We start from the raw sequence: 26,874 nt of genomic DNA on the forward strand, positions 1-26,874 counted from the left end.
GAACAACAAAAAAGATAAGAAATATAAATGCGGAGGGAGGCTGCCAATGATTTAAACCTTTTCAATATTCATATTAATGACTCAATATCAATTGACTTGGTAACGCAATTAAGGAGCGGTTGCAGCCAGCTTTGAGACATCTCCACCATTGCTACCAGCGTTGAGGAATTTATGTGGATTTTGTGGAACGCCTTTAATTCTGACCTCAAAGTGCAAATGCGCACCTGTTGAACGGCCAGTTGAACCTATATTCGCGATGTGCTGGCCACGCTTTACGATATCGCCTACTTTGGCGAGCAATTTCGAAGCGTGGGCATAGCGTGTCAACATATCGCCGCCATGATCAATCTCCAGCATATTGCCAAATTCGGGATGATATTCTGCAGAAACCACGACACCACCAGCAGCAGCTACGATAGGTGTCCCAGTCGGCGCAGAGAAATCTAAGCCTTCATGAAAAGCTGTACGTCCGGAGAATGGATCCAAGCGTCGACCAAATGTTGAGGCATTGTAACCAACATTCACAGGAACGATTGTTGGCAATAATTTAGCCTGCAGCTTGAAGCTCATCAACTTTGACTCAACCACATTTAAATAGTCGGAACGATAGTTGAGCTCTTTCGATAAACTATCCAAAGAAGCCTGAAAATCCTGTAAATTCAAATCAGATTTGGGTAGATCAGTAAGCACCTCTGCGCCACCGCGTCCGGGCAATTCCTTAAAATTAAACTCTTCCGGTTTAACTCCCGCCAAGCCTTGAACTCGCTCACCAAGTGCATCAAGACGAATCAGTTGTGCCTGCATCTCGCCAATTTTCACTGCCATTGCAGCTAGATTTTCTTTTACATATCGATCATTACCACTTAAAGAACCTGCGCTTGATACCAGCATCGCTTGCGGTAAAATATTCTTTACCCAAGCCGATTCCGAATCCGCAAATCTAGAAAACAAGCCAATTAATGAAAAGGATGCTAGCAAGGCTAACAATAAAAAAACCGCAAGAAAAACAAGTAGATGTGTGGATGACAAAGTAACTGACTTTGCCTGGGTCAAACGTGAATGCATGATAATGACTTGCATTAACTGTTACCTCCGTGATCAACAAGTTAAATTATGGTAATGTGCGAAATATGCAATCACCTCAACCAACTTACCGATTAAATGTCAAACGTGGCAAAAAGATGGCTCAGACCAACGAGATAGCGTCATTCCTACGACATAACGACAAACTATCCCCACTTTTACCGACAGTTAAGCGAAATATTTCGCTACAAAAAGAATGCAAGGCAGCTTTGCCTGCGATTTTCGATTGTTGCGAGGTCTTAAACCTCAATGACGATCAGTTGGTAATGTCCACGCCAAATGCTTCTATCGCGGCGAAGTTAAAGCAACAATTACCAAAACTGCAAGCTCATTTGCAACAAGCAGGGTGGCAGATTAACGCAATCAAGATTAAAGTACAAGTCAAACGCGCAATAGCCAAGCCTGAGCCAGTCAAGCAAGCCGTGTTAACACGTTCTGCATTAAGTGCTTTTGAAGAGCTGAAAAATAATTTGGACGCAAGCCCACAGAATGCAGGCCTGCAAGCGGCACTAGCGCGCTTGCTCAATCGGAATCAAGGCTGACTTGGCGCAATCAATAAAGCAAATTAAGCAAAAAATAGGCAAAACGCAGGAATGAATTAGTTCACAAAAACTAATTCAACGCCCATTCACGCTGTTCTTGATATGCATAGGTTTTAGGCGCAGATTTCTCGTCTTCGAAAGTAATGATTTCATAGGCATCAGGCTGCGCTAACAATACACGCAACAACTGATTATTTAAGCCATGACCTGATTTATGCGCAGTATAGCTTGCTAAAAAAGGATGCCCAATTAGATATAAATCACCGATCGCGTCGAGAATTTTATGACGCACAAATTCATCATCAAAACGCAAACCATCCGCGTTCAGAATCCGGTACTCATCCATCACAATCGCATTTTCGAGCGATCCACCGCGAGCCAAGCCTATGCCTCGCAGCATCTCTACATCTTGCATAAATCCAAAAGTACGTGCGCGCGCGACATCTTTAACGTAAGAAACTTGTTCGAAATCTACTTCGGCAGTTTGATTGGTACCATCGACTGCGGGATGATTAAATTCGATAAAGAAATGCAATTTAAAACCATCATAAGGTTCCAAACGCGCCCACTTCTCTGATTTGCCGCTACCTTCACGAATTTCTACAGGTTTTAGTACGCGAATAAATTTCTTCGGCGCATCTTGCTCCTGCATTCCAGCTTGCTGCAGCAAATAGACAAACGAGGAGGCGGAACCATCCATAATCGGAATCTCTTCTGCACTGACATCGATGTAAATATTATCAATACCCAGGCCAGCACAAGCGGAGAGCAAATGCTCTACAGTAGAAACCTTAGCACCATCTTTGGTTAAAGTTGATGCCATTTTCGTATCACCAATGTTTAAAGCAGTCGCCGGAAAAACGACTGGTGGCACTAAATCAACGCGTGTAAAAATGATTCCCGTATTCACCGGAGCTGGACGAAGTGTGAGCGTCACTTTGGTTCCGGAATGGACACCGACACCAATAGTTTTCACCTCTTTTTGAATTGTTCTTTGTTTTAGCATGGTGAGATTATAAATCGCAAAACCAATTCACGCAGAAAATTGAAAATAGGCGCTGAAATTTAATTGGCATAAAAAAATGCGCATCACATCGATACGCATTTTTTACATTGAAAAACGGCGGGCAATAAAATTAAGCTAATTGCGCCAACATTGTTTCTGCATTCGACACAGCGAAATTACCGCCTTCTTCAACATTTAAATGCTTCACTACACCATCAACCACAACCATAGAGTAACGCTGTGAGCGAACACCCATACCAAATTTACTGAAGTCCGCATCAAGACCTAAAGCTTTGCTGAAAGCTGCATTACCATCCGCCATCATACGCACAGTGCCAGTGGCTTTTTGATCTCGCCCCCAAGCACCCATCACGAAAGCATCGTTCACAGAAATACACCAAATTTCATCCACACCCTTGGCTTTTAATGCAGCCGCGTGCTCAACATAGCCTGGCACATGTTTAGCGGAGCATGTTGGTGTGTATGCACCTGGTAAGCCAAAAATCGCAATGGTTTTGCCTTTAGTGAGTTCTGCTACATCAAAAGTATTCGGCCCCAATGAACAGCCTTCTGATTCAACTTCGATAAATTCAGCCAAACTGCCTGCAGGTAATTTGTCGCCAACTTTGATGCTCATAGTGAACTCCCTAAAAATTAAAAAATAAATTCTCGCCTAATCCATGTTGGATAAAGGGAAGTTTGCAAGTATGCCCTAAACGACATTTTTTTGCAGAAAGCAAAACGCCAGTCAAATGACTGGCGTTTTCTCTGGTATCAAACTAGCTAGCTTGAGTAACTAATCGCTACTTATCCTACATAGCGTGACGAATTAGTCCGCTTGCTTACGTAAAAATGCTGGAATGTCATAAGTTTCCATTCCATTTTTTTCTAAAGCACGAACTTGTTCCGTTGCAGAATGACGCCATACTGCTGGCTTCGTCAAACTATCAAATCCTGCATTAACAGACGTTGTTGTCTTGCTCGCTGTAGTTGCCATTGCAGGACTAGCCATCATGACTGGCTCATCATGCGTTCCCGTACGTAACATTGGCGTTTGCACTAACTGAATATTTTTCTTGCCACGACCTAGACCGGTAGCAACGACGGTGACACGAATCTCATCGCCCATCGCATCATCATAAGCAATACCTTGCGCAATCGAAGCGTCTGGTGCAGCAAATGCACGCACAGCAGCCATAACTTCTTTAATTTCTTTACCTTTTAATCCGCGGCTTGCAGTCACATTGACCAATACGCCACGTGCGCCAGACAAGTCAATGCCGTCTAACAAAGGAGATGCAACTGCTTGTTCGGCAGCGATACGCGCGCGATCAACACCAGATGCGGTCGCAGTTCCCATCATTGCCTTACCTTGTTCACCCATGATCGTTTTCACGTCATTGAAGTCGACATTGATATGGCCTGGAACATTAATGATTTCTGCGATACCAGCAACTGCATTATTCAACACGTTGTCTGCATGACCCAACCATTCAATCATGCTGTCGTCTTCGTAAATTTCTTCGAGCTTTTCATTCAAGATGATGATCAAAGAATCGACATGTTTCGATAAAGCTTCCAAACCTTCATCTGCGATATCCATGCATTTCTTACCTTCGTAAGAAAAAGGCTTAGAAACTACCGCTACGGTTAACGCGCCTTGTTCTTTCGCAATTTGTGCGACCACCGGTGCGGCACCAGTACCAGTTCCGCCACCCATACCAGCAGCGATGAACACCATGTGTGCACCACGCAATGCGTCTTCGATACGAGTGCGAGATTCTTCTGCGAGCTGACGACCTACTTCAGGCTTCATGCCAGCACCTAAACCAGTTTCACCAATCTGAATCACATTATGTGCACCAGATTGTGTCAATGCCTGCGCATCCGTGTTTGCAGCAATGAACTCAACACCAGAAACACCTTTGTTAATCATATGCTGAACGGCATTACCACCAGCGCCACCGACACCAACCACTTTGATCACTGTGCCTTGCGTAGCGTTATCAACCATATCGAACTCCATCATGAATCCCCCTTGTAGGCAGTTTTCAGTCGCTAATCCTCACACGATGTGATGCCTAGCGAATGAAAACTGTATTTCGCAACATTATAAAATGATTGCAGCAAATTGTAGTAAAAAATATGCTGCAAATCGCCTCATTTCATCTATAAAGAAACACTATTTTTCAAAACTAAAAATGGAATTAGAAATTCCCTTGAAACCACTCCTTCATACGCTGCCAAACTGCACTTGCCGAACCTGCTTGGCGCGTCACAATATGACCTCGTAAGTACTGCTTCTTTGCTTCCAACAACAAACCCAAAACGGTGGCGTAACGCGGGCTACGCACCACATCTGCTAACTGCCCAGAATAAGCTGGCATACCCAATCGTGCTGGTTTCAGAAAAATATCCTCTGCCATTTCTACCATTCCTTGCATGGTAGAAGAGCCGCCGGTTAACACGATGCCTGAAGACAGCACATCCTCATAACCCGATTCACGCACTACTTGATGAACCAATGCGAATAATTCTTCAACGCGCGGTTCGATTACTGCAGCCAAAGCTTGGCGAGATAAAGAACGTGGACCACGATCACCAAGACCGGGCACTTCCAAACTGTCTGCCGGATCTGCCAACACTTGTTTCGCAACGCCGAAACGAATCTTGATTTCTTCTGCTTCGGAAGTTGGTGTGCGCAAGGCCATCGCTATGTCATTGGTGATTTGATCTCCAGCAATCGGAATCACCGCAGTATGTCGAATCGAACCTTCGCTGAACACCGCAACATCGGTAGTACCGCCGCCAATATCAATCAAGACCACACCCAGCTCTTTTTCATCATTCGTCAACACCGCATCAGCTGATGCCATTGGTTGCAAAATCAAATCCGACACTTCGAGCCCACAGCGACGCACGCACTTAACGATATTTTGTACCGCAGACACGGCACCAGTCACAATGTGCACTTTGACTTCTAATCGAATGCCGCTCATGCCGATCGGCTCGCGCACATCATCTTGACTATCGACGATAAACTCTTGCGGCAAAGTGTGTAGCAATTGCTGGTCGGTTGGAATATTCACTGCCTTCGCAGTTTCAATCACACGCGAGACGTCGGCTGCGGTCACTTCCTTATCCTTGATCGCGACCATCCCACTAGAATTAAAACTGCGGATATGACTACCAGCAATACCGGTATAGACAGTACGAATTTTGCAGTCGGCCATCAATTCCGCTTCTTCCAATGCGCGCTGAATTGATTCCACGGTCGCTTCAATATTCACGACCACGCCTTTCTTTAAACCTTTTGACTCATGCTGACCCAAACCAATCACCTCATGACGTCCATCTGGCATCACTTCAGCAACAACCGCCACAATTTTCGAAGTGCCAATATCGAGGCCAACGATTAGGTTCTTTGCGTCTTTTGTCATAGTCTTCCACTTACTTATTTAAAGTATTCATTCTCGTATGTGAAGTTGCCACTATTGATCAACTCCTACTTACCACCATATTTTGTGACCTAGTTCAAGTGTCGCACCTCTATTACCCAGCTCTGCCACTCAACTATTCACATTACTACCAACTTACAATTCAATCTATTCACGTTATTTAGAACTAGCTTTGTTCTTGATACCAAAACTACCGGTACTTGATTGCAAAGCCAATCCATTCGGATAGCGCATATCAACGCTAATAATCTTGTCCTGCAAACGCGTCACCAACTGCGGATAGACCTTAATCAACTGATCGACGCGACGTTTCAATCCGCCTTGATCCTGTACTTTCCCTAATTCCACGCGCAGACCATTATTTAGAACAACAGTCCAAGCATATCGGCTTGAGTAAGACACCGCTTCCGGTTCGAGATTGATACTGGCAAACCAATCTTTAAATTGCCGATATTGCGCAACCACTTCTCGCTCACTTCCCTCGGGCCCAATCAAACCGACCAACTCAGTGTCTTCTTCCGCTTCTGCTAAGTTCGCCGTAAATACATCGCCTGCGGTGGAAATTAATCGTCCGTCTTCCCCCCAAGTTCCCAGTACCTCATGCTCTTCTAATGCAACCAATAATTTATCTGGCCACACTCTTTGCACACTCGCTTTTCTTACCCAAGGTACAGACTCAAACGCTAATCTCACCTGGTCCAAATTCGTCGTGAAAAAATTTCCTTTGATTTTTGGTATTGCTTGATCACGGATCGCCAAAGCATTCACATGCCGTAACTCTTTTTGCTGACTGCCTTCGACTCGTACCGTCTGCAATGAAAATACTGGTCGTTGAATTACCCACCAAATTCCAGACGCAAGCAAAATCAACAACACCAAACCAAACATGGCATTAGCGATTGCATTGAGCAGCTTTGCGTCATGCCACATAAACTCGGTTTCTACTTTCTAAATGACAAATTACTTTGAGTCAGTCGCGATTTTCAAACGCGCTGTCTTCAAAATTTCTACGCACACATCTTCATAGCTCATACCCGCCGCCTTCGCTGCCATAGGAACTAATGAATGCCCCGTCATACCCGGCGAGGTATTAATTTCGATCAAAAATGGTTTGTTATCACTTGCACGTAACAGCACATCAATACGCGCCCATCCCTCACAATTAACCGCACGATATGCTTCCTCGCACATCGTTTTAATTTCTTGAGTCAAAGCATCATCTATCGGTGCTGGACATAAATACTTGGTATCGTCAGTAAAATATTTGTTTTGATAATCGTAATTGCCATCTGGCGCGACAATTTCAATCAAAGGTAAGGCATGCGCTCCCGCACCACGTCCTAGTACCGCAACGGTAAGTTCACGTCCCTGAATAAATTCTTCCGCCAATACTTCTTCATCAAAAGTCGCGGCTAATTGATACGCACTTGGCAATGCGTCGGCGCTAGTAACTTTCGTAATACCAATAGTCGAACCTTCATGTGGCGGTTTGACGATCAAAGGCAATCCTAAATTTTCAGCTGCTTGAGCTAAATCGGTATTTCCATTTAACACTGCGTACTTGGGCGTAGTTAAACCATGATATAGCCAGATTTTTTTTGTAAAAATCTTATCCATCGCTACCGATGACGCCATCACTCCACTGCCGGTGTAAGGAATACCTAACTGTTCTAAGGCACCTTGCAAACTACCGTCTTCACCATAACGACCATGTAGAGCGATAAATACACGATCAAATTTTTCTTCTGCAAGCTCTGCCAAACTACGTTCGGCTGGATCAAAACCATGTGCATCAACGCCGCGACTTTTCAAGGCGTTCAACACGCCCGTACCAGACATCATCGACACTTCGCGTTCTGCTGAGCGACCGCCAAATAACACACCTACTTTGCCGAGTTCTTTCATTTCTTCTTCATCCAATTTAATAAGTTTTCGCGTGAGTTTTTTGACCTGCTTATTTACCCGCTAGTTTTGCTGGCACTGAACTAATCGAGCCAGCGCCCATCACGATTAAGACATCCCCATCACGTAACATTTGACGCAATGCTTCGGGCATGTCTTGCATGTTCTCTACAAAAATCGGCTCAACTTTTCCCAATACGCGTAATGCTCTAGTCATGGCACGTCCATCTGCCGCAACAATAGGCGCTTCGCCTGCCGCATACACTTCTGCCAATACCACCGCATCGGCAGTCGACATCACTTTTACAAAATCTTCAAACAAATCACGTGTGCGGGTATAACGGTGCGGTTGAAACGCCAGTACCAAACGACGATTCGGATAAGCACCTCGCGCAGCAGCCAAAGTTGCAGCCATTTCTACTGGGTGATGTCCATAATCATCGACCAAAGCAAAACTGCCACCGCCTTGCAGTGCGATTTCACCATATCGCGTAAAGCGGCGACCAACACCATTAAACTCACTCAAGGCTTTTTGTGTCGCACTGTCTTCAACCCCAACTTCACGCGCAATTGCGATCGCGGCACAAGCATTTTGTACATTGTGCATACCGGGTTGATTCAAACTCACTTGCATATCTGCATAACCCTTTTGTACGACGGTGAAATGCATCTTGCCATTTGCCGCACTGGCATTAATTGCCCGCACTTCTGCTTCTTCATGGAAGCCGTAAGTCACGATCGTCTTGGTGATTCTCGGCATGATTTCGCGGATATTAGGATCATCCATACACAACATCGCTACGCCATAAAATGGCAAACGCAAGGTGAAATCAACGAAAGCTTGCTTCAATTTAGCGAAGTCATGGTCATAGGTTTCCATGTGATCCGCATCGATATTGGTAATCACTTCAATAACAGGTAGCAAATTCAAAAACGATGCGTCTGATTCATCCGCTTCCGCGACGATGTATTGACCACTACCCAGTTTGGCATTTGCCCCGGCACTATTGAGCAATCCACCAATCACAAAGGTTGGATCTAAACCGCCTTCTGCCAAAATACTCGCGACCAAGCTAGTGGTGGTAGTCTTGCCATGCGTACCTGCAATCGCGATACCACTTTTTAAGCGCATTAACTCCGTCAACATCAATGCACGTGGCACGATAGGGATGTGTTTTTCACGTGCGGCGATCACTTCTGGATTATCTGCTTTGACTGCCGTCGAAGTCACGACCGCATCAGCACCTTCGATATTTTCTGCTGCATGACCTACCGTCACTTTTGCACCCAAACTCGCTAAGCGTTGTGAAGCGGCATTACTACTTAAATCGGATCCAGAAATGACATAACCTAGATTCAATAGCACTTCAGCGATGCCGCTCATACCTGAGCCACCGATACCGACGAAATGTAAGTGCTTTACTTTATGTTTCATATTTCTCTCATTGAACCTAATTATTTTCTGCTTGATTTCTACTGATTCTTTTTCAATTTACTGCGCAAGATCTTCTAGTATCTTGGCTATCGTTTGATTGGCATCGCGTTTTCCCATTTGGTATGCCGCTTGTGCCATTTGCAAACAGCGTTCACGCTGCATGCTTTGGATCAATTCTGCTAAACGCGATGCAGTCAATTCGGTTTGCGGTAAATGAATCGCACCACCAGCCCGACTCAACCACTCCGCATTCGCTTTTTGATGCGAGGTACTAGATGCCACCAGTGGCACTAAGATACTGGCAACACCAACCGCAGTTAATTCCGATACCGTAATCGCACCAGCACGACAAATCACCAAATCTGCATCGGCATAACGACGTGGCATATCGTGAATAAAATCTACAACTTCGGCTTGTACATTTTGTGCTTCGTAACGTTGACGCAAAACTTCGACATGTTGCTTGCCTGATTGGTGAGTTACCTGTGGACGTTGATCTGCGGGGATTAAAGCCAGCGCATCAGGAACTGCTTCATTCAATGCACGTGCCCCTAAACTTCCGCCAACGACTAAAATTTTTAATGGTCCTGCGTGTTGAGCGTAACGTTCTTGCGGCAATCCAAGCTCAGTAATTTCACGGCGAATCGGATTACCTGTAAAAACAAATTTTTGCTCTTGCATAGGCGCATTCGAAGGCAAACCAAACATCAATTTGTTTGCAAATAACTTCAATGCCTTATTCGATAACAACAAAGGCGCATCTGCGTTCATCAACACCAAAGCCTTACCAAATACAGCACTACCCACACCACCGGGGACCGTCACATACCCCCCCATGCCCAACACCACATCCGGTTGACGCTTGCGCACAATCTGCAAGCATGAAAAAAAACTAGCAACTAACTTAAATGCGCCACTAATACTATGTTTCAAACCTTTCCCACGCAGTCCAGTAAAGTCCAACTGATCCATAGCAATGCCATGCTTGGCGACAATCTCACCTTCCATGCCTGTTTTGGTTCCTAACCACGACACGCTCCAACCACGTTGCTGCATTTCCGCAGCGATCGCGAGGCCTGGGAAGATATGTCCGCCAGTTCCTGCGGCCATAATCAACAGATGTTTTTTCTTATTTTGCACAGCTACATCTTTACTTGTCATATCCGTCCCCCACGCATCATCAAACGATTTTCATAATCGATTCTGAGTAACAGGGTTAAACCGATACAGTTAATCAAAACACCGCTACCACCATAACTCATTAATGGCAAAGTTAAGCCTTTGGTTGGTAACAAACCCAAGTTCACACCCATATTGATGAAGGTTTGTATGCCTATCCAAATACCGATACCTTTCGCTGTCAATCCAGCGAAAGTCGCATCTAACACGATCGCTTGTCGGCCAATTTCAAATGCGCGTTTAACGATCCAATAAAATAAATAGATCACTACCGCGACACCAACAAAACCAAGCTCCTCACCAATCACTGCCAACAAAAAATCCGTATGCGCTTCTGGCAAGTAATGCAGTTTTTCCACGCTGGCACCTAAACCAACACCAAATAATTCGCCACGACCGAATGCAATCAGCGAATGTGTCAACTGATAAGCTTTACCCAAAGCATTGTCTTCTTCAAACGGATTCAGATAAGCAAAAATACGTTCGCGTCGCCACGGCGATAGCAAAATAACCGAAGTAAAAATGCCGACCAAGGCCGCTGCGATACCGCCGAACCAAACACCATTGATACCACCTAAAAACAAAATCCCCATCGCGATACAAACAATCACACCAAACGCACCAAGATCAGGTTCGAGCAACAACAACAAACCTAATACCGCAACCGTAATCATCATCGGCAAAAAGCCTTTGGTCAGTTTGTGCATAAACTCTTGTTTGCGTACTGTGTAGTCCGCCGCATATAACACCATGAACAACTTCATCATTTCTGATGGCTGCACATTAAATACTTTTAAGGATATCCAGCGCTTCGCACCATTGACGCCTTTACCGATGCCTGGAACCAAAACCAATACCAACAAAACTAGCGTTGCAATGAATAGATAGGGTGCCAATCTTTGCCAATCTTCTACCCGCAAACGAAACACAATAAAGCTCGCCAAAATCGATACCGTGACGAACATCGCTTGTCGAACTAAGAAGTGATTATTTTTGTAGTTCGCATACTTCGGCGAGTCAGGTAAAGAGATCGAAGCGGAATACACCATCACCATCCCAAATACCATCAAAATCAAAGTCACCCAAACCAAAGCTTGATCGTATTCCATCATTTTTGAACGCTGAGCAAAATGCGTCGCATTCTGGCTGCTGCCAGAAGAACGCCACAGGTTCAAATTGAGGAATAGCTGCTTCATCAGCAAATCTCTCCGCGACTCAATGCAACTTCACGAACTGCGTCGATAAATACTTGTGCGCGATGCGCGTAATTTTTAAACATATCCAAACTTGCGCAGGCAGGCGACAATAAAACGATGTCCCCTTCTTGCGCCATTTCACTTGCTTGTGCGACAGCAGTTTCCAAACTAGTAAAACTTTGTATCGCTACCGCAGTCACATTTAAAGCAGATTGAATCTCAGCAGCATCTTTACCAATCAATAGCACTGACTTCACATAGCGAGACACAGGCGCAGCTAAGGGACTAAAATCTTGCCCCTTCCCATCTCCACCTGCAATTAAAATAATTCTGGGGGTACTACCGCCGTTTTCTTCGCCCAAGCCCTTAAGCGCTGCAACCGTTGCGCCAACATTGGTGCCTTTACTATCGTCAAAATAATCAACGCCACCGATAGTCGTTACCAACTCGACGCGATGCGGTTCACCTTTATATTCACGCAATGCGTGCAATAAAGGCGCGAGCGGCAAACCGATGCCGCGACACAAAGCCAATGCAGCGAGTGCATTGCTGGCATTATGTTGTCCGCGAATTTTCAAGGCATCGGCGGGCATCAAACGCGTAATCGTGACTGGAACGTCTGCAATCTCTTTTTTGCGTTTACGCGAACTAGTTTGTTCATCCTCGTCCGCATTTGCTACCGCTAACCAAGTCATACCTTGATCATGTAACAAGCCAAACTCAGCATCATGCTGCGGCGCTGTGCAAGAAAAACTCACAATCTGCGCATTTGGACGACGCATCGCCATCACTTGTTCATCATCACGATTCAAAACTTGTACGGTGCTCGCGCCAAAAATTTTTGCTTTATCAGCGCAATAATTTTTCATGTCGCCATGCCAATCCAAATGATCTTGGCTCACGTTGAGTACCGTCGCCACATCGGGATTCAAACTGATATTGGTATGCAACTGAAAGCTCGACAATTCCAATACCCAGACTTGCGGCAGCGTCTCTGTATCTATGCAATCGCACAAAACATCCAACATCGCGGGACTGATATTGCCCGCGACTTTAACCGTCAAGCCAGCGCGTGCGCAGAGTTGGCCTGTTAAACTCGTCACCGTTGTCTTGCCATTGGTACCCGTGATCGCGATTACTTTAGGAAGATAATGATTTTGTTCCTTGAGTTCAGCTAAAGCTTGTGCGAACAATTCCAGCTCGCCCCAAATCGGGATATCTTTTTCTTGCGCAACTTGTGTAATGACTTGAAGCTCACCATCTGGTGCTAAGCCGGGACTAACAACGACCAAATCGACACCATCAACCTGCGCAGCCTGCAATGGTCCGCCAAAAAACTCGGCTTCTGGCGCAAGTTCTTTTAACGCAGATAGACGATCTGGATTGGTACGCGTATCAAGCACACGCAAACGCGCGCCACAGCGCTGCAACCAACGCGCCGTCGCCAAGCCAGATTCTCCTAGCCCTACGATCAATATTTGCTTGTCCAAGAACATCGTATTTATCACCTGCATATCTAATTCATTTTTTCGCTTTTACGTAGTATCGTGCCATCAACGCAGCTTCAAAGAAGCTAAACCCAAGAGCACTAACAACATCGTGATAATCCAAAAACGCACCACTACTTGCGTTTCTTTCCAACCTTTTTGTTCAAAATGATGATGCAGCGGTGCCATCAAAAATAGTCGCTTTCCAACACCATATTTTCTTTTGGTAAATTTGAAGTACAGCACTTGCAACATCACCGAGAATGTCTCCACCACAAAGATGCCGCCCATGATGAACAACACGACTTCTTGCCGAACAATGACTGCCACAGTACCAAGCGCACCACCTAAGGCCAAGGCACCAACATCCCCCATAAATACTTGTGCCGGATGCGCGTTAAACCAAAGAAAAGCTAATCCTGCCCCCGCCATCGCGCCACAGAAAATCAATAATTCGCCAGCACCTGGAATATACGGAATCAATAAATACTTTGAATAACCAGCATGACCAGTAAGATAGGCAAACAAGCCCAACGCAGAACCAACCATAATCGTTGGCATAATCGCTAAGCCGTCCAAACCATCAGTAAGATTCACCGCATTACTCGTACCGACAATCACACAGAAAGTCAGGGCAATAAATCCCCATACGCCAAGCGGATAATTAAAGGTTTTAAAGAAAGGAATAATTAAATCGGCCTTCGGTGGCAAATCCATGCTAAAGCCAGACTGTACCCAAGCGACAAATAATTCCATCACTTTGGTATTGGTTGGCGCAGAGACAGAAAAAGCCAAATAAATCGCCGCAACAATCCCGATCAACGATTGCCAGAAAAACTTCTCGCGTGATGCCATCCCATTCGGATCGCGATAAACGACTTTGCGATAATCATCGACCCAGCCAATTGCACCAAATCCCAAGGTCACAATCAATACGACCCACACAAAGCGATTACTCAAATCTGACCACAGTAGAGTTGAGATGCCGATAGAGATCAACACCAAAGCGCCACCCATGGTTGGCGTACCCGATTTAATCAAATGCGTTTGCGGTCCATCAGTACGAACCGCTTGACCAACTTTTAAACGTGTCAACATACGAATCACAGCAGGGCCAGCGATCAAACCTATCGAGATCGCCGTCATAGTCGCAAACACCGCACGAAAGGTAATGAATCCAAACACGCGGAAGAAGCCGATGTCTTGTTTAAACAGTTCTGCCAACCAAAGCAACATAATATTTTTCCCTAATTATTTTTTAATTGTTCTAATTGTTTTTAATGTGTTCCGGATGTCGACAACTTCGCAGCGGCATTTTCTACCTGCATCAAATGTGCAACGACTCGTTCCATCTTCATAAAACGCGAGCCCTTGATCAAAATCGTATTGCCATTACCACGGTGCTGATCCAAGATCGACAACAACCCGGTTAATTCTTCAAAATGTTGCGCGCCTTCACCAAACGCAATACTGGAAGCTTGCGCTAGTGAACCCAAGGTATATAAATGTTTGATGCCTTGCGCTTTCGCATGCAATCCAATTTCTTGATGAAATGCTGCACCATCCGCACCGACTTCACCCATATCGCCAAGAACCAAAGTCGTCTCTGCATTTGCTTTTGCCAATACATCAATCGCCGCTTTTACCGAATCAGGATTGGCGTTGTATGTATCGTCAATTAAACGCGCTCCAGTTGCCGCATGCTTCAATTGCAAACGACCTGAAACTGGTGCAAACGCTTGTAAGCCCTCAACGATTTTTGCAGTCGAAATGCCGATTGCAGCACAACAAGCTGCTGCTGCCAAAGCATTCAAAACATTATGTTGACCGGCTGCGGCGAGCTGCACTGTGAACGACTCAGACTGTATCGTCATGACGATTTCACTACCGAAATCTTGTGCAACAAAACTACCGGATACATCGGCTTTTACTGCGTCATCGTTTACTAACCCAAATGTCAGAGTCTTGCGTTGTCCAGCGAATTCTTTCCAAATTTCTGTATAAGTATCGTGTGCAGGAAAAACTGCAACGCCATCAGCAGCTAAGCTTTGAATCACAGCACCATTTTCAATCGCCACCGCTTCAACGGTTTGCATAAATTCTTGATGCTCACGTTGCGCATTGTTAACCAAACCAACACTCGCTTGCGCAATCGAGCTCAACACGGCGATCTCGCCTGGATGATTCATGCCGAGTTCAAACACCGCGGCTTGATGTTGCGCTTGCAATCGGAATACCGTGAGCGGCACGCCAATCTCATTATTCAGATTGCCTTTAGTCGAAATCATGTGTTCGCTGCCATATTGCGCCAACAGAATTGACGCGATCATTTCTTTGACTGTGGTCTTACCGTTACTACCAGTCACCGCAATGACAGGTAGTGTGAATTGCTGGCGCCAGTATGTAGCAATCTCCGCTAATGCACGCTTTGTATCAGGGACGATCAAGGCTGGAATCGCGAAACCAGCAGGGACTCGTTCGGCGATAACAGCGACGCCACCTGCGCTTGCTACCAAATCGAGAAAATCATGTGCGTCAAAAGTTTCACCACGCAGCGCCAAGAACACATTACCCTGTTCAATTTTTCGACTATCGGTACTCAAGCCAACAAAGTGTGCGTCAGCAGTCAAAGATGCATTGCTTACTACTTGCTGTAATTGTTTTAAAGAGGCCTTGATCAAGATGACCTCCGCATCGTGCTATTCGTCGCCACAGTAGCTAATGCCAACAGCGCATGTTCCTCATCGGAAAAAGGCCATTTTTTTCCATGGATTTCTTGATAGTTTTCGTGGCCCTTACCAGCGATCAAAATCACATCATTTGCGTGCGCATGTTTGACTGCATATAAAATCGCGCTAGCACGATCAACGATTGCATTCGGGGTTCCCTGCATTCCTGCGAGAATATCTTGTAGAATTTTTTCTGGATCTTCTGTGCGTGGATTATCGCTAGTAACGACTACGTGTTGTGCGATCTGCGCGATCTTACCCATTTGTGGTCGCTTGCCTGGATCACGATCACCACCGCAGCCGAACACGCACCATAAACTTCCTTGACGTTCTTGCGCAATTGGCTGCAAAGCTTGTAAAGTTTTTTCTAATGCATCAGGCGTATGCGCATAATCCACTACCACCATCGCCTGCCCCTGCGAACCCAGCTGCTGCATGCGTCCTTGCACCGATGTCAGTTTTTCGATGGTCGCGACTGCACGCTCCCACGCAATCCCTTTCATCAACAACACACCCAGCACACCGAGCACATTGCTGACATTAAAACGCCCGATCATTTGCGTCTTGACGACGCCACTACCGAACGGAGATTCGACATGGAATTGGGTGCCAATCGAGGTCGTCTTTAATTGTGAAGCGCGCAAGCTTGGCATTGCAATTTCGCTCGCGCCATCAATACTGTAAGCCAATAACTTGAGCTCTGGCTTATTGCTTGATAATTGCTGCAGTAACTCAACACCAAATGCATCGTCGGCGTTGATCACGCCAGCGCGCAAGCCCGCCCAATCAAATAAGGCTGCTTTCGCGGCGGCATAGGCTTCCATCGTACCGTGATAATCGAGATGATCGCGCGTCAAGTTAGTGAACAAGGCGATATCGAAATGCAGCGCATTTAAGCGACCTTGATGAATCCCAATCGAGGACGCTTCAATCGCCAAACTCTTGGCGCCATTTTTCTTCAAATGGGCTAAGCGCGCTTGCAGTTGCAGCGCATCTGGCGTAGTGAAACCTGTTTCTTGCAATTGGCTCATCATGCCATCACGATAATTACCCACACCTAAAGTACCAATCACCGCTGCTGGCGCACCTTGCATTGAGAGAGCCTTGGCGATCCACTGAGAACAAGAGGTTTTGCCATTGGTTCCGGTCACTGCAACACAGAACATATCTTGATCTGGATTGCCATACCATTGATTGGCAATCTCACCAAGCAAATCGATTAATCCGGAGACCGCTAAGTGAGGAATCGAAGTGTCGTGCGAAATTGCCGCACCTTCTTTTTCATACACAATTACAGCTGCGCCGCGTTCGATCGCATTCTGAATAAAGGCACGACCATCGCCTTTGCTGCCCGTGATCGGAAAAGCAAAAAACACATCGCCAAGTTGAATCGCACGCGAGTCAGAATGTAATTGCGCGTTTGGTGCATGTTCTTGCAACCACAGAATAATTTCTGCGACAGCGCTAGCTGTCATTGATTGATTTTTATTTTCTAAATTAGACATTACAAACTCTCCTGTACGCTAGGTTCAGGAATAATATTCATTACAGAGGAATCAGGAACGACGTTCATCGAACGCAAAACGTTTGCCGTAATCGCAGCAAACACAGGACCAGCAACCGAACCACCGTAGTAAACACCACCACTAGGCTCATCGATCATCACCGCAACAATAATGCGCGGATTCGACACAGGCGCAAATCCAACGAAATCGCCTATGTACTTATTCACATACTTACCATGTTCAATCTTGTGCGCGGTACCAGTCTTTCCAGCAACGCGATAACCCGGCACGCGCGCTTGGGTAGCGGTGCCGCCCGGTTGCGTCACGCTCTCTAGCATTTCCCGCATCTTCATCGCGGTCTCTTCAGAAATGATGCGAGTTCCAACCGGGGTTGCAGTTGACTGTTGAAAAGTCAAAGGAATCATGTCGCCCTTACGCGCAAAAATCATATAAGCGCGCGCGATTTGTAGCAGTGATACAGACATACCATGACCATAGCTCATTGTCGCTTGCTCAATCGGTTTCCATGTTTTGTAATTGCGCATACGTCCCGCAACCGCCCCCGGAAAGCCAATATTCGGTTGTTGACCAAATCCCAAACTAGCAAACATTTCCCACATCTCTTTTGGTGGAATTTGCAAAGCCATTTTTGCCGTACCAATGTTTGAGGATTTTTGAATTACACCTGCGACAGTCAATGTGCCTTGTTTGTGCGCATCGTGAATAGTTGCGGAACCAATCGTCATATGTCCCGGCGCGGTTTCAATCAAGGTATCCGGTTTGACTCGCCCCGTATCCAAAGCCAAAGCGACTGGAAATGGCTTCATTGTCGAGCCAGGTTCAAAGGTATCTGTGATCACACGATTGCGTAACTGCGCCCCCGTTAATACAGAACGATCATTTGGGTTATAGGTTGGTAAGTTAACTAGAGCCAAAATCTCACCAGTTTGCACATTCAACACCACGGCGCCACCTGCTTTGGCTTTAAATTTTTCAACCGCGTCTTTCAAATGTGTGTAGGCGATGTATTGAATTTTGCTGTCAACCGACAATTGCATATCCTTGCCGTCATGCGGTGGACGAACCGATTCAATATCTTCGACAACACGCCCCAAACGATCTTTAATCACACGGCGGCTACCGGTTTTACCAGCCAGATTTTTCTCTGACGCTAGTTCGATGCCCTCTTGCCCCTTGTCCTCGACATTCGTAAAACCAACGACGTGCGCCATCACTTCGCCTTCAGGGTAAAAGCGTTTATATTCTTTTTCTGTCTTCACGCCAGGAATATTCAAAGCCAGCACCTTATCAACCAAGGCTTGCTCAGCTTGACGTTTGAGGTAAACGAACTGCTTATCCAGAACCAACTTTTTTCGTAGCTCTTGCTCAGACATATCCAGCAGCGCGGCTAATTGCGCGATTTTTTCTGGAGGTGCTTCCAACACACTTTCTGAACTCGCCCAAATAGCTTTTACCGGCACTGACGATGCCAACACTTGTCCATGTCTATCGACAATTTTTCCACGCGTCGCAGATAGTTCCAAAGTCCGAGCATAACGACTCGCGCCCTGCTTCTGCAAAAATTCGGTTGACATACCTTGCAACCAAAGCGCACGCACGATCAAAGCAACAAAAGCGATAAATAAGAAGAACAACACTAGACGTGAACGCCAAACTGGCAATTTAACTGCTAGTACAGGACTAGAAGAAAAAGAAACGCCTTTACCAGCAGCGGTACGTGAAGAAGGTGGCCGACTCACTTCACCACCTCCGCCGTTAAATATTGCGTGCGATCTGGTGTCACATGCGACATCTCCAACTCTTTAGATGCGACCGCTTCGATACGCGCATGTTTTCCAAACGTCGATTGATCCAACTTAAGTTGAGTCCACTCAACTTCATATTGCTGACTGAGCGTTTGTGCGCGCTCAATTTCAATAAATAAACGACGCGCTTGATATTGCGAATTAATCAGCGACAAGGCGGAAATCACTAGCAATAAACCTAACAATAAATTCAGACGCGTGCTCATTAGCTCGCTCCAATCCGCTCAGCAACGCGCATAATCGCGGAGCGCGCACGCGCATTACGCAGAACTTCTTGCTCAGTCGGCTTCATCCGTGAAATGAGACGCATATGCGGCTTAGGCAAATCGGCTTCTCGAATCGGTAAACGTCGATCTGGCTGCGCAACTTTCACCTTAGAAGCAAAAAATTGCTTCACGATGCGGTCTTCTAATGAATGGAAACTAATAATCGCCATTCGCGCTTCGGGCGCGAGACTTTCGTAAGCTGCAACTAAACCGATCTCGAGGTCTTCAAGCTCTTTATTGATGAAAATCCGTATAGCTTGAAAGGTGCGAGTTGCCGGGTCTTTGCCCTTCTCGCGAGTTTTGACGGCGTGTGCGACGAGTTCGGCAAGTTGCCGAGTACTTGAAATGGACTCGCTCGCCCGGCGAGCAACAATCGCCTTTGCAATCTGAAAAGCAAACCGTTCTTCCCCATAATTTTCTATCACCTCTCTAATTTTTTGTTCATCTTCATGCGCCAACCACTCTGCAGCGGAAATACCGCGCGTGGTGTCCATGCGCATATCCAAAGGCCCATCATTTCTAAAACTAAATCCGCGCTCGGCATCATCAACTTGCGGCGACGAAATACCTAAATCCATCAACACACCATCTACGCGATCAATACCAAGATCGCTAAGCGCTGTGTGCATGTCTGCAAAACTTTCATGCACAATAGAAAAACGTGGGTCGAGAATTTGCTCAGCATTGGCGATTGCGTAAGGATCTTTATCAAAGGCAATCAAGCGACCTTGCGGTCCGAGCTGACTAAGTACTTTGCGGCTATGACCACCACGCCCAAATGTGCCATCGACATACACACCGTTAATACGCGCGCCCTGAATATTGAGAGCATCTATAGCCTCATCCAGTAACACCGTATGGTGAATCAGCTCGCTCGGAGTAGTAACAGTCATGATGCTCGGTTAAAAAGAAAAATTACTTAAAGCATCAGGCATGCCGTCGGCAATTGCCTTGGCTTCATTTTCGGCGAGCTTGTTCGCATCCCAAATTTCGAAATGCGATCCCATACCCAGCAACATAACATCGCGCTGCATTCCAACTGCATTGCGCAGCTCTGGCGCGACCAAAATACGACCACTCCCATCCATCTCGACGTCACAAGCATTACCTAACAAAATACGTTGATAGGCACGTGCTGCCATAGGCCAAGCAGCAATTTGCTCGCGATGCGATTCCCAAGTTGGGCGGGGAAACAATAATAGACAGCCATCAGGGTGGCGAGTTAGGGTTACACGGCCTTCGCATTGCACATTTAAGGCGTCACGATGCTTCGCAGGAATAGACATCCTACCTTTCGCATCGAGATTAAGTGCAGAGGCGCCTTGGAACACTGGATAACCCTAAATTTGGAGTAATGATCATTAATTTGTGCTGAAAAAATATTTTGTGAATTTACGCCACAAAAAAACACTTTTTCACACTTTTCCCCACTTTAGTGGATCGCTTGAGCATGGTCAAGCGAATTTGCACAGGAAAATGTGAAATTAATGAATAAAGTCAATGACTTAGCGCAACTAGTTAAACCTGAAAAATGAAGAATATCCCAATAAATTAGGGACTTACAAAAGATAGTGAAAGTAGGACATTACATATACTCATGTGTTTAGCCCTAGCAAGGAGATCAGCAAAATGCCGAGTGAAAAGCGACAGTTTGTCACTTAAAGAGAAATGTTTTCTTTTGGGTAATATTTAAAGTGGCGCGTCAAATCAACCATCAAGCGAGCAATCGCAAATGTTCGATGAGCATAGCCAACGGACGAAGACAAGTTCGTCGAACCTAGCTAACTACCAATCTCATCCGCAAGTTAAAAAAATTATCGGCGACAAGAACAAAACCCATCAAATCTGCTAAGGGCGATTGCAACCCATAACGCAAATTGAAGTCAATTTAGAATAAATTAGAGAGTTTTATGATAAATTAGTACTCTCCAGCAAAACCATGAATTCTTCGAAAGGGAGGGCTTTGGAGAAGTAAAAGCCTTGATATTCATCGCATGAGCAGGACATCAAGGTGTCAAGCTGAGTGGCGTTTTCCACGCCTTCTGCAACCACCTTCAATCCCAAAGTTTTTGCCATCGCAACAATCGCTAACACGATCGCCGTGTCATTGGCATCTGCTGGCATATCTTGAATGAAGGAGCGATCAATTTTTAGGCTATTGACTGGGAAACGTTTTAAGTAAGCCAAGGATGAATAACCCGTACCAAAATCATCGATCGACAAGGTGTAGCCTGCAGCATTTAAACCATCCATGTGCGCAATTGCTTGCTCATGATTGTTCATGACCATGCTTTCTGTGATTTCGAACTCGATACTTTCTGGCGTGATCTTCCAGAATTCGGTTACCTTTTGCAACTCGTCTAACAAAAATGGATCGTTAAACTGCGCACCGGAGAGATTTATCGCCACTCTGCCAAATGCGCCGTAAGCCATTTTCATTTGTGCGATATCTCGACACACAATATCCAAAACTTGCAAACCCATCTTGCCTATCATGCCGGATTCTTCTGCCAAACCAATAAATTGAGTTGGCAATACGATGCCATTCTCTGGATGATTCCAACGAATTAAGGCTTCTGCACCGACAATTTTCCCGCTTAAGACACTGACTTTCGGTTGGTAGAACACCACGAACTCACGGTTTTCCAATGCACGTCGTAATTGCGCTTCAAACGACAATCGTTCTATCGTGTGCACATTCATATGCGCATCATAGAATTGGTAATTATTCTTACCCTTATGCTTAGCACGATACATGGCGATTTCAGAATTCTTCATCAGAATTTGCGCATCTATACCATCTTCTGGATAAACAGCGATCCCAATACTGGCACTAATTTGCAATTCTTGCCCATTGATCTCAAATGGCGTCGCAACTACTTGCAATAATTTATCTGCGATATCGGTGAGTTCACGCGGGGTCTTATAACGATCCAGCAATAACATAAACTCATCACCACCAACCCGCGCAATCGTGTCTGACTCAGATAAAGTTTGCCTTAATTGAGACGCGATATTGCACAGTACTTTATCGCCCTCATCATGATCGAAACTATCATTAATGGCTTTAAACCTGTCCAAATCGAGCAGCAGGACTGCTAGCGTACCTTTGGTCGCCTCGGCATACACCAAGGCCTTGGATAAATATTGATTGAATAAAAACCGATTCGGCAGCTTGGTCACTTCATCATAATGCGCCAGTCGAATCGCTTTTTCTTCAGCTCGTTTGCCTTCAATTGCAATACTTGAGACATCAGTCGCAATGCTAATCAAACTCAAGTCTTCGTTACTGAGTGCGGCGGAAGACTCGGTGAATAAAGTGAATGTACCTAAGATCAAACCAGTCTTACCCATAATCGGCCATGAACCAACTGCGGCATAATTCGCCAGCAATTTCCGTTGTGCGATAAATTCCATCGTTGGTGATTTGGGTATATCTTGCGTCCAGACTGGAATCATCTCAAGCACCGCCTCACTCCAAACACCATTGCCATGACACACCGGTGCTTCATTGAGCTGTCGACGTAAGATCTCTGGAAAATGATGTCCGACCGTTTGCGTAAAGACACGCTGATCAACCGACAATAACTGCACACCACAATGCCAGTGAGGATTATTTCTTTCAACGAAATGACAGGTATCGATCAAAATCGACTCCAAGCTTTCACTACTTCCAATCAATTGCAAAAGCTGATTTTGCCCTTGTAACAATCGTTCAGCATGTTTGCGCTGTGAGATGTCACGCATCACACAAAACACCATAGGCTCGGTCGAAATCTTCACGCGGCTTAAGGTAACTTCACTAAACCAATCTTTGCCACGTCGGTGGGCGATCCATTCAAATTTTTGCACCTTGCCTTTAAACGCAAGATCAACAAACTTCTTAATTGATTCTGCTTTTTTCGCAGCAACGGTTGGTTGGGTGTAACGCAAATCGGCCGAGAATTCTTCAATATCGAGACTTAACAAATCGGCTTTATTATCGACCGCCAGCATATCCAATGCGTTCTGATTGCCATCAACAAAATGATAAGTTTTATCAATTAATAGAATGCCGTCTTGCGCATCTTGAAACAGCAAGCGATAACGGCGCTCACTTTCAGTCAGTTTTTCTCTCGACAATTTAAGATGATGCACTTTTTTATAGAGCAGCACTGCCAGCAGCAATGTGAAAATAATCGATAAACCGGCGAATAATAAACGCTGCTCCAAGCGTTTCTGCCAATCCAGTAGGATCGTATCCAGATCTCGCCCCAATACCACCACCAGAGGAAAATCCTTCATCTTTAGATAGGTATAACTTGTACGTTTATCTGCGCCAATAAGCGCACTCTCTAAGCGACCTTGCTCATCGAAACTACTTTTCACGCTCGCTACCACAGCTTCGTCCGCCTCTGCTTTCAAGTTCGCATGGCGCGTCATTGTTTGCACGATCACAGAGCCATCTTTGTCATACAAAGAGATTTTCGCACCTGCGTCTTTTGCTACGCGTTCATAAAAATCTTGAAAATAACTCAGACTAATTTCGGCCTGTATTTGCCCAATTGGCTGTCCGGTCGTAGAGAAAATATTCCGTGCTAAAGGAAGAATCGCTTGCGCTGTCTTTTTTGGAATATACGGTGAACCGAGCTGAACTGTTTTTTGGTAGGCATTAATTGGTAAATTCAAAAATGCGATGTGATCTTGCTTAGATAAATCAGTAGCTTCAACTGGAAAGCGAGAAGACGATGCGCGTAACATACCTTGCCTATCGACCACCGACAGTGCCGAGATAAATTCTGAATCACGGCGCTGAATACTTAGTATTTGGCGCAAATTCGCTTCTTCATTGAGGATTTGATCGCCTTTGGTTTGCAATTCTTCTGCGGCTGCGATCGTGGCGCGACTAGCGTCGTGCAGCACGCGGTTGGCATGCTCTTCGAGAATCCTCAAATTCAACAAACTATTTTTGTTAGCGATAGCCAAGGTCAAACTACGGTCTTGTACGATAGACCACCAAGTTTGCCCCACAATCGCGGAAATAATGAGCAGTACGCAACTAACTAAGAGCCAAACTGGTACCTCTTTATCTTCGGGCTTTTTAGTACTACGCACCATGCATCACCCCTTAATGAAAGATCGTATTTGTTTCTGCAAAGCGCGCAAGCAAGCATACGAACAAATCTGACAAAAGCAAATAATACGAAAACTCAGCTGAACTTAGATGAACAAGAATAAACATCAAGTGCCACAAATTCACAACAAACTGATAGAAAACTTATAGCAAATTCGTAGCGAAGTGCACGCAATGACTTTTGTTCCTCAGTCACAGAATGCTCACTGAACTAATCGTATCTAATTTATTTCTTGAAGTGTAACACTGGCATGTCTTCATACCAAGAAATCCTGCTCTTGCGATGCCTATCAAACACCGAGTCAATATCAAATAGATACGCTATGCATCAGCAGCCGAGGAATAAATAATGGAGGAAAAAATCGAAGAGAAGTACAAAATTGAAGCAGGCCGGTAGGCCGGATTCTGTTACGGCGTTTTGCATTGCTGCATCACGCTATGACAATCATTCCTCTAGGCGACGGATTGCTCCGCCGCTCAAGCTTTCTACCCGCACGCTCAGCGAGCCACCTCAACGCGTGCCTATTTGAAATTGCTCCGAGTGGAGGTTACCGCGTTTCACCCTTTGTGGTTTAGCATAGGCTTGCGCCCGCTACTCCCCAAAGACTCGTCTCTGTGGCCCTATTCCTCGTCTTATACCTCAGCTTGCGCCTTGGCTTTCAACGTACGGCCGTTAGCCGTCACCCTGCTCTATGGAGTCCGGACCTTCCTCCCGTCATCGTGTCAACACGATAACCAGCGATTGTCTGGCCTGCTTCACGCGCTATTGTAACAGCTCGCTCTTGAATCCCTAAGATAAGCTGGAATTTATTCGCCGAATTACTCTCCTAAATACCTACCGAATTCCTTCGCGCCAATGATCAAATTCAACCAATACCATGCAAAACTGTTCGATAAGCAAATCGAATCAGCATAAAAAAACGTCAATTCACAAGCGTAAATTGACGTTTCTGTTTGCAAATTTAAGCAATAACCTACAGCACTAATTTATCGAGCTAATGTATTGCACTTAGTTTTACCAAGTGCCGCAATAATCATCGTAAAAATTAAGCAGCTTTCGCATTCAACATTTTTTGTTTCAAAGCTTCATCAGCAGGTTCTTTGCCTATCCAAATACGCAAGACTGCGTTATAAAAGCTCAAATCATTGATCGTTTCGCCTATCTTTTGACCATTAAACTGGCATACCACACCAGTACCTGGCACCCAATCAAACGTCAGGATATCGCCCTTCTTTAATACTGGAACCAAGGAAAACATTTTACCGAAGCTAATCATCGGTTTGATTAATTTGGAACGCTCATCAATATCTAGGTTGGCTCGCAGCCCATCCATAAAGCGCTGCCCTAGATCATCATTACTCAATTCTCGCATCATCACCAGCGTGACACGTTTTGCGCCGGGCATTGCTAAAACGTCCGCTGTAGTATTTTTTTCCTCTGGCAGATAAAGGGCTGCGACATATACTTTGAAAAACACTTTATACCGAACCCCTGCTCCATTCAGCTTCAAGGATTGAGAGCCAACTTGTACCGAGTCGTCGAGCTTAACTCCGGATACGGTTACTGTATCGGCCCCTGCACTCAATGAAAACACCGAAGCACATACCATTGCAACGTTGACTAAGCCGATTTTGAAGATGAGTGAAAGTTTCATGCTGTCTCCTAAGTTTCTATAATGTCATTCAACAATTTGGCTGAATGCTGATATTTTTTTACTTTTAGAAGATAGTGAAAAAGCCTAGGAGGTGCAAGCAAATGCAGCAGGAAAAGACAGGATTGGAATAGTTACTCGAAAACTTGCAGCAATTTTCTTAATGAAAGACTATGCAATTAATATTCAACCTAGCAAAAAATAATCAGAGCCTTGGTTCTACACAAGCATCGACTACGCAACAAGGGAGCAATCAAGAAACAACAAAGTTCTTTGGCCGGCAACATCGACAGCATCAATCAACAATTACCCACAAAACCTGATCAATTTGCGCAGAATCAAGCAATCAATGATGCTGGAGATCGGTAATCCGACATACACTAGTCGCTTACCGCTGAACAATACATACTAGTAACTCAGTTGTAGCGCATTTATGGCTAATCTTCTTTTCGCTGGCCTATCATATTCACTGAATACACTGTACATAGTCAGGAC

Annotated in this window: 21 protein-coding genes and 1 other RNA gene; 1 reads left to right on the forward strand and 21 read right to left on the reverse strand. The window is 45.3% G+C overall.

Going from position 1 to position 26,874, the window contains the following annotated elements; translation table 11 throughout:
* Positions 1-108: 108 nt before the first annotated feature.
* Positions 109-1,080, reverse strand: coding sequence for a M23 family metallopeptidase (locus IE103_RS10375; RefSeq protein ID WP_189346041.1), 972 nt, complete (start codon positions 1,078-1,080; stop codon positions 109-111).
* A gap of 50 nt (positions 1,081-1,130) precedes the next feature.
* Here IE103_RS10375 and IE103_RS10380 point away from each other — a divergent pair, with 50 nt between their 5' ends.
* On the forward strand, positions 1,131-1,625 hold the full coding sequence (locus IE103_RS10380; protein WP_229827217.1) for a DciA family protein: 495 nt from the start codon (positions 1,131-1,133) through the stop codon (positions 1,623-1,625).
* 70 nt (positions 1,626-1,695) lie between these two features.
* Here IE103_RS10380 and lpxC read toward each other — a convergent pair whose 3' ends face one another.
* The 20 genes from lpxC to IE103_RS10480 all read right to left on the reverse strand — a co-directional run bounded on the left by lpxC (position 1,696) and on the right by IE103_RS10480 (position 26,382).
* The gene (gene lpxC / locus IE103_RS10385) at positions 1,696-2,631 is read right to left on the reverse strand and encodes a UDP-3-O-acyl-N-acetylglucosamine deacetylase (protein ID WP_189346042.1); all 936 of its coding nucleotides are present in this window, start codon (positions 2,629-2,631) and stop codon (positions 1,696-1,698) included.
* 130 nt (positions 2,632-2,761) lie between these two features.
* Positions 2,762-3,268: a peroxiredoxin gene (locus tag IE103_RS10390; RefSeq protein ID WP_189346043.1), complete on the reverse strand. Its 507-nt coding sequence runs from the start codon at positions 3,266-3,268 to the stop codon at positions 2,762-2,764.
* Positions 3,269-3,460: 192 nt separating this feature from the next.
* The gene (gene ftsZ / locus IE103_RS10395) at positions 3,461-4,657 is read right to left on the reverse strand and encodes a cell division protein FtsZ (RefSeq protein ID WP_189346349.1); all 1,197 of its coding nucleotides are present in this window, start codon (positions 4,655-4,657) and stop codon (positions 3,461-3,463) included.
* Between the two features lie 181 nt (positions 4,658-4,838).
* Complete coding sequence (gene ftsA / locus IE103_RS10400) at positions 4,839-6,071, reverse strand: cell division protein FtsA (RefSeq protein WP_189346044.1); 1,233 nt, start codon at positions 6,069-6,071, stop codon at positions 4,839-4,841.
* A gap of 174 nt (positions 6,072-6,245) precedes the next feature.
* Positions 6,246-7,019, reverse strand: coding sequence for a cell division protein FtsQ/DivIB (locus IE103_RS10405; RefSeq protein ID WP_189346045.1), 774 nt, complete (start codon positions 7,017-7,019; stop codon positions 6,246-6,248).
* Between the two features lie 30 nt (positions 7,020-7,049).
* On the reverse strand, positions 7,050-7,994 hold the full coding sequence (locus IE103_RS10410; protein WP_189346046.1) for a D-alanine--D-alanine ligase: 945 nt from the start codon (positions 7,992-7,994) through the stop codon (positions 7,050-7,052).
* 49 nt (positions 7,995-8,043) lie between these two features.
* Positions 8,044-9,426 carry a UDP-N-acetylmuramate--L-alanine ligase gene (murC, locus tag IE103_RS10415; protein WP_189346047.1) on the reverse strand — a complete coding sequence of 461 codons (1,383 nt, stop codon included), beginning with the start codon at positions 9,424-9,426 and terminating at the stop codon, positions 8,044-8,046.
* A gap of 57 nt (positions 9,427-9,483) precedes the next feature.
* Positions 9,484-10,587: an undecaprenyldiphospho-muramoylpentapeptide beta-N-acetylglucosaminyltransferase gene (gene murG, locus IE103_RS10420; protein WP_189346048.1), complete on the reverse strand. Its 1,104-nt coding sequence runs from the start codon at positions 10,585-10,587 to the stop codon at positions 9,484-9,486.
* Entirely contained in the window at positions 10,584-11,717 is a 1,134-nt protein-coding gene (gene ftsW / locus IE103_RS10425) for a putative lipid II flippase FtsW (RefSeq protein ID WP_229827250.1), read from the reverse strand. Before ftsW ends, murG begins: the two co-directional genes overlap by 4 nt.
* Positions 11,718-11,800: 83 nt before the next feature.
* Complete coding sequence (gene murD, locus IE103_RS10430; RefSeq protein WP_229827218.1) at positions 11,801-13,315, reverse strand: UDP-N-acetylmuramoyl-L-alanine--D-glutamate ligase; 1,515 nt, start codon at positions 13,313-13,315, stop codon at positions 11,801-11,803.
* Between the two features lie 39 nt (positions 13,316-13,354).
* A complete protein-coding gene (mraY, locus tag IE103_RS10435) occupies positions 13,355-14,524 on the reverse strand; it encodes a phospho-N-acetylmuramoyl-pentapeptide-transferase (RefSeq protein WP_189346050.1) in 1,170 nt (389 codons plus the stop codon).
* 41 nt (positions 14,525-14,565) lie between these two features.
* A complete protein-coding gene (locus IE103_RS10440) occupies positions 14,566-15,966 on the reverse strand; it encodes a UDP-N-acetylmuramoyl-tripeptide--D-alanyl-D-alanine ligase (RefSeq protein ID WP_189346351.1) in 1,401 nt (466 codons plus the stop codon).
* Positions 15,966-17,522 carry a UDP-N-acetylmuramoyl-L-alanyl-D-glutamate--2,6-diaminopimelate ligase gene (locus tag IE103_RS10445; protein WP_189346051.1) on the reverse strand — a complete coding sequence of 519 codons (1,557 nt, stop codon included), beginning with the start codon at positions 17,520-17,522 and terminating at the stop codon, positions 15,966-15,968. The genes IE103_RS10440 and IE103_RS10445 overlap by 1 nt, the downstream gene beginning before the upstream one ends.
* Positions 17,522-19,282, reverse strand: a complete 1,761-nt coding sequence (locus tag IE103_RS10450) for a peptidoglycan D,D-transpeptidase FtsI family protein (RefSeq protein WP_229827219.1) — start codon at positions 19,280-19,282, stop codon at positions 17,522-17,524. The genes IE103_RS10445 and IE103_RS10450 overlap by 1 nt, the downstream gene beginning before the upstream one ends.
* A complete protein-coding gene (ftsL, locus tag IE103_RS10455) occupies positions 19,279-19,554 on the reverse strand; it encodes a cell division protein FtsL (RefSeq protein WP_189346052.1) in 276 nt (91 codons plus the stop codon). Before ftsL ends, IE103_RS10450 begins: the two co-directional genes overlap by 4 nt.
* Complete coding sequence (gene rsmH, locus IE103_RS10460; protein WP_189346053.1) at positions 19,554-20,507, reverse strand: 16S rRNA (cytosine(1402)-N(4))-methyltransferase RsmH; 954 nt, start codon at positions 20,505-20,507, stop codon at positions 19,554-19,556. The genes ftsL and rsmH overlap by 1 nt, the downstream gene beginning before the upstream one ends.
* Before the next feature lie 9 nt (positions 20,508-20,516).
* Positions 20,517-20,945, reverse strand: coding sequence for a division/cell wall cluster transcriptional repressor MraZ (gene mraZ / locus IE103_RS10465; RefSeq protein ID WP_189346054.1), 429 nt, complete (start codon positions 20,943-20,945; stop codon positions 20,517-20,519).
* Positions 20,946-21,522: 577 nt separating this feature from the next.
* Positions 21,523-24,711 carry a bifunctional diguanylate cyclase/phosphodiesterase gene (locus IE103_RS10470; RefSeq protein ID WP_189346055.1) on the reverse strand — a complete coding sequence of 1,063 codons (3,189 nt, stop codon included), beginning with the start codon at positions 24,709-24,711 and terminating at the stop codon, positions 21,523-21,525.
* Positions 24,712-25,105: 394 nt separating this feature from the next.
* An RNA gene (gene rnpB / locus IE103_RS10475) (RNase P RNA component class A) lies at positions 25,106-25,485 on the reverse strand.
* A gap of 288 nt (positions 25,486-25,773) precedes the next feature.
* Positions 25,774-26,382 (reverse strand): chalcone isomerase family protein, encoded by a 609-nt coding sequence (locus tag IE103_RS10480; RefSeq protein WP_229827220.1) that lies wholly within the window; start codon positions 26,380-26,382, stop codon positions 25,774-25,776.
* Between the last annotated feature and the right edge of the window lie 492 nt (positions 26,383-26,874).

It is taken from the genome of Affinundibacterium macrobrachii (assembly GCF_014652415.1).
Lineage (GTDB): Bacteria > Pseudomonadota > Gammaproteobacteria > Burkholderiales > Burkholderiaceae_D > Undibacterium > Undibacterium macrobrachii.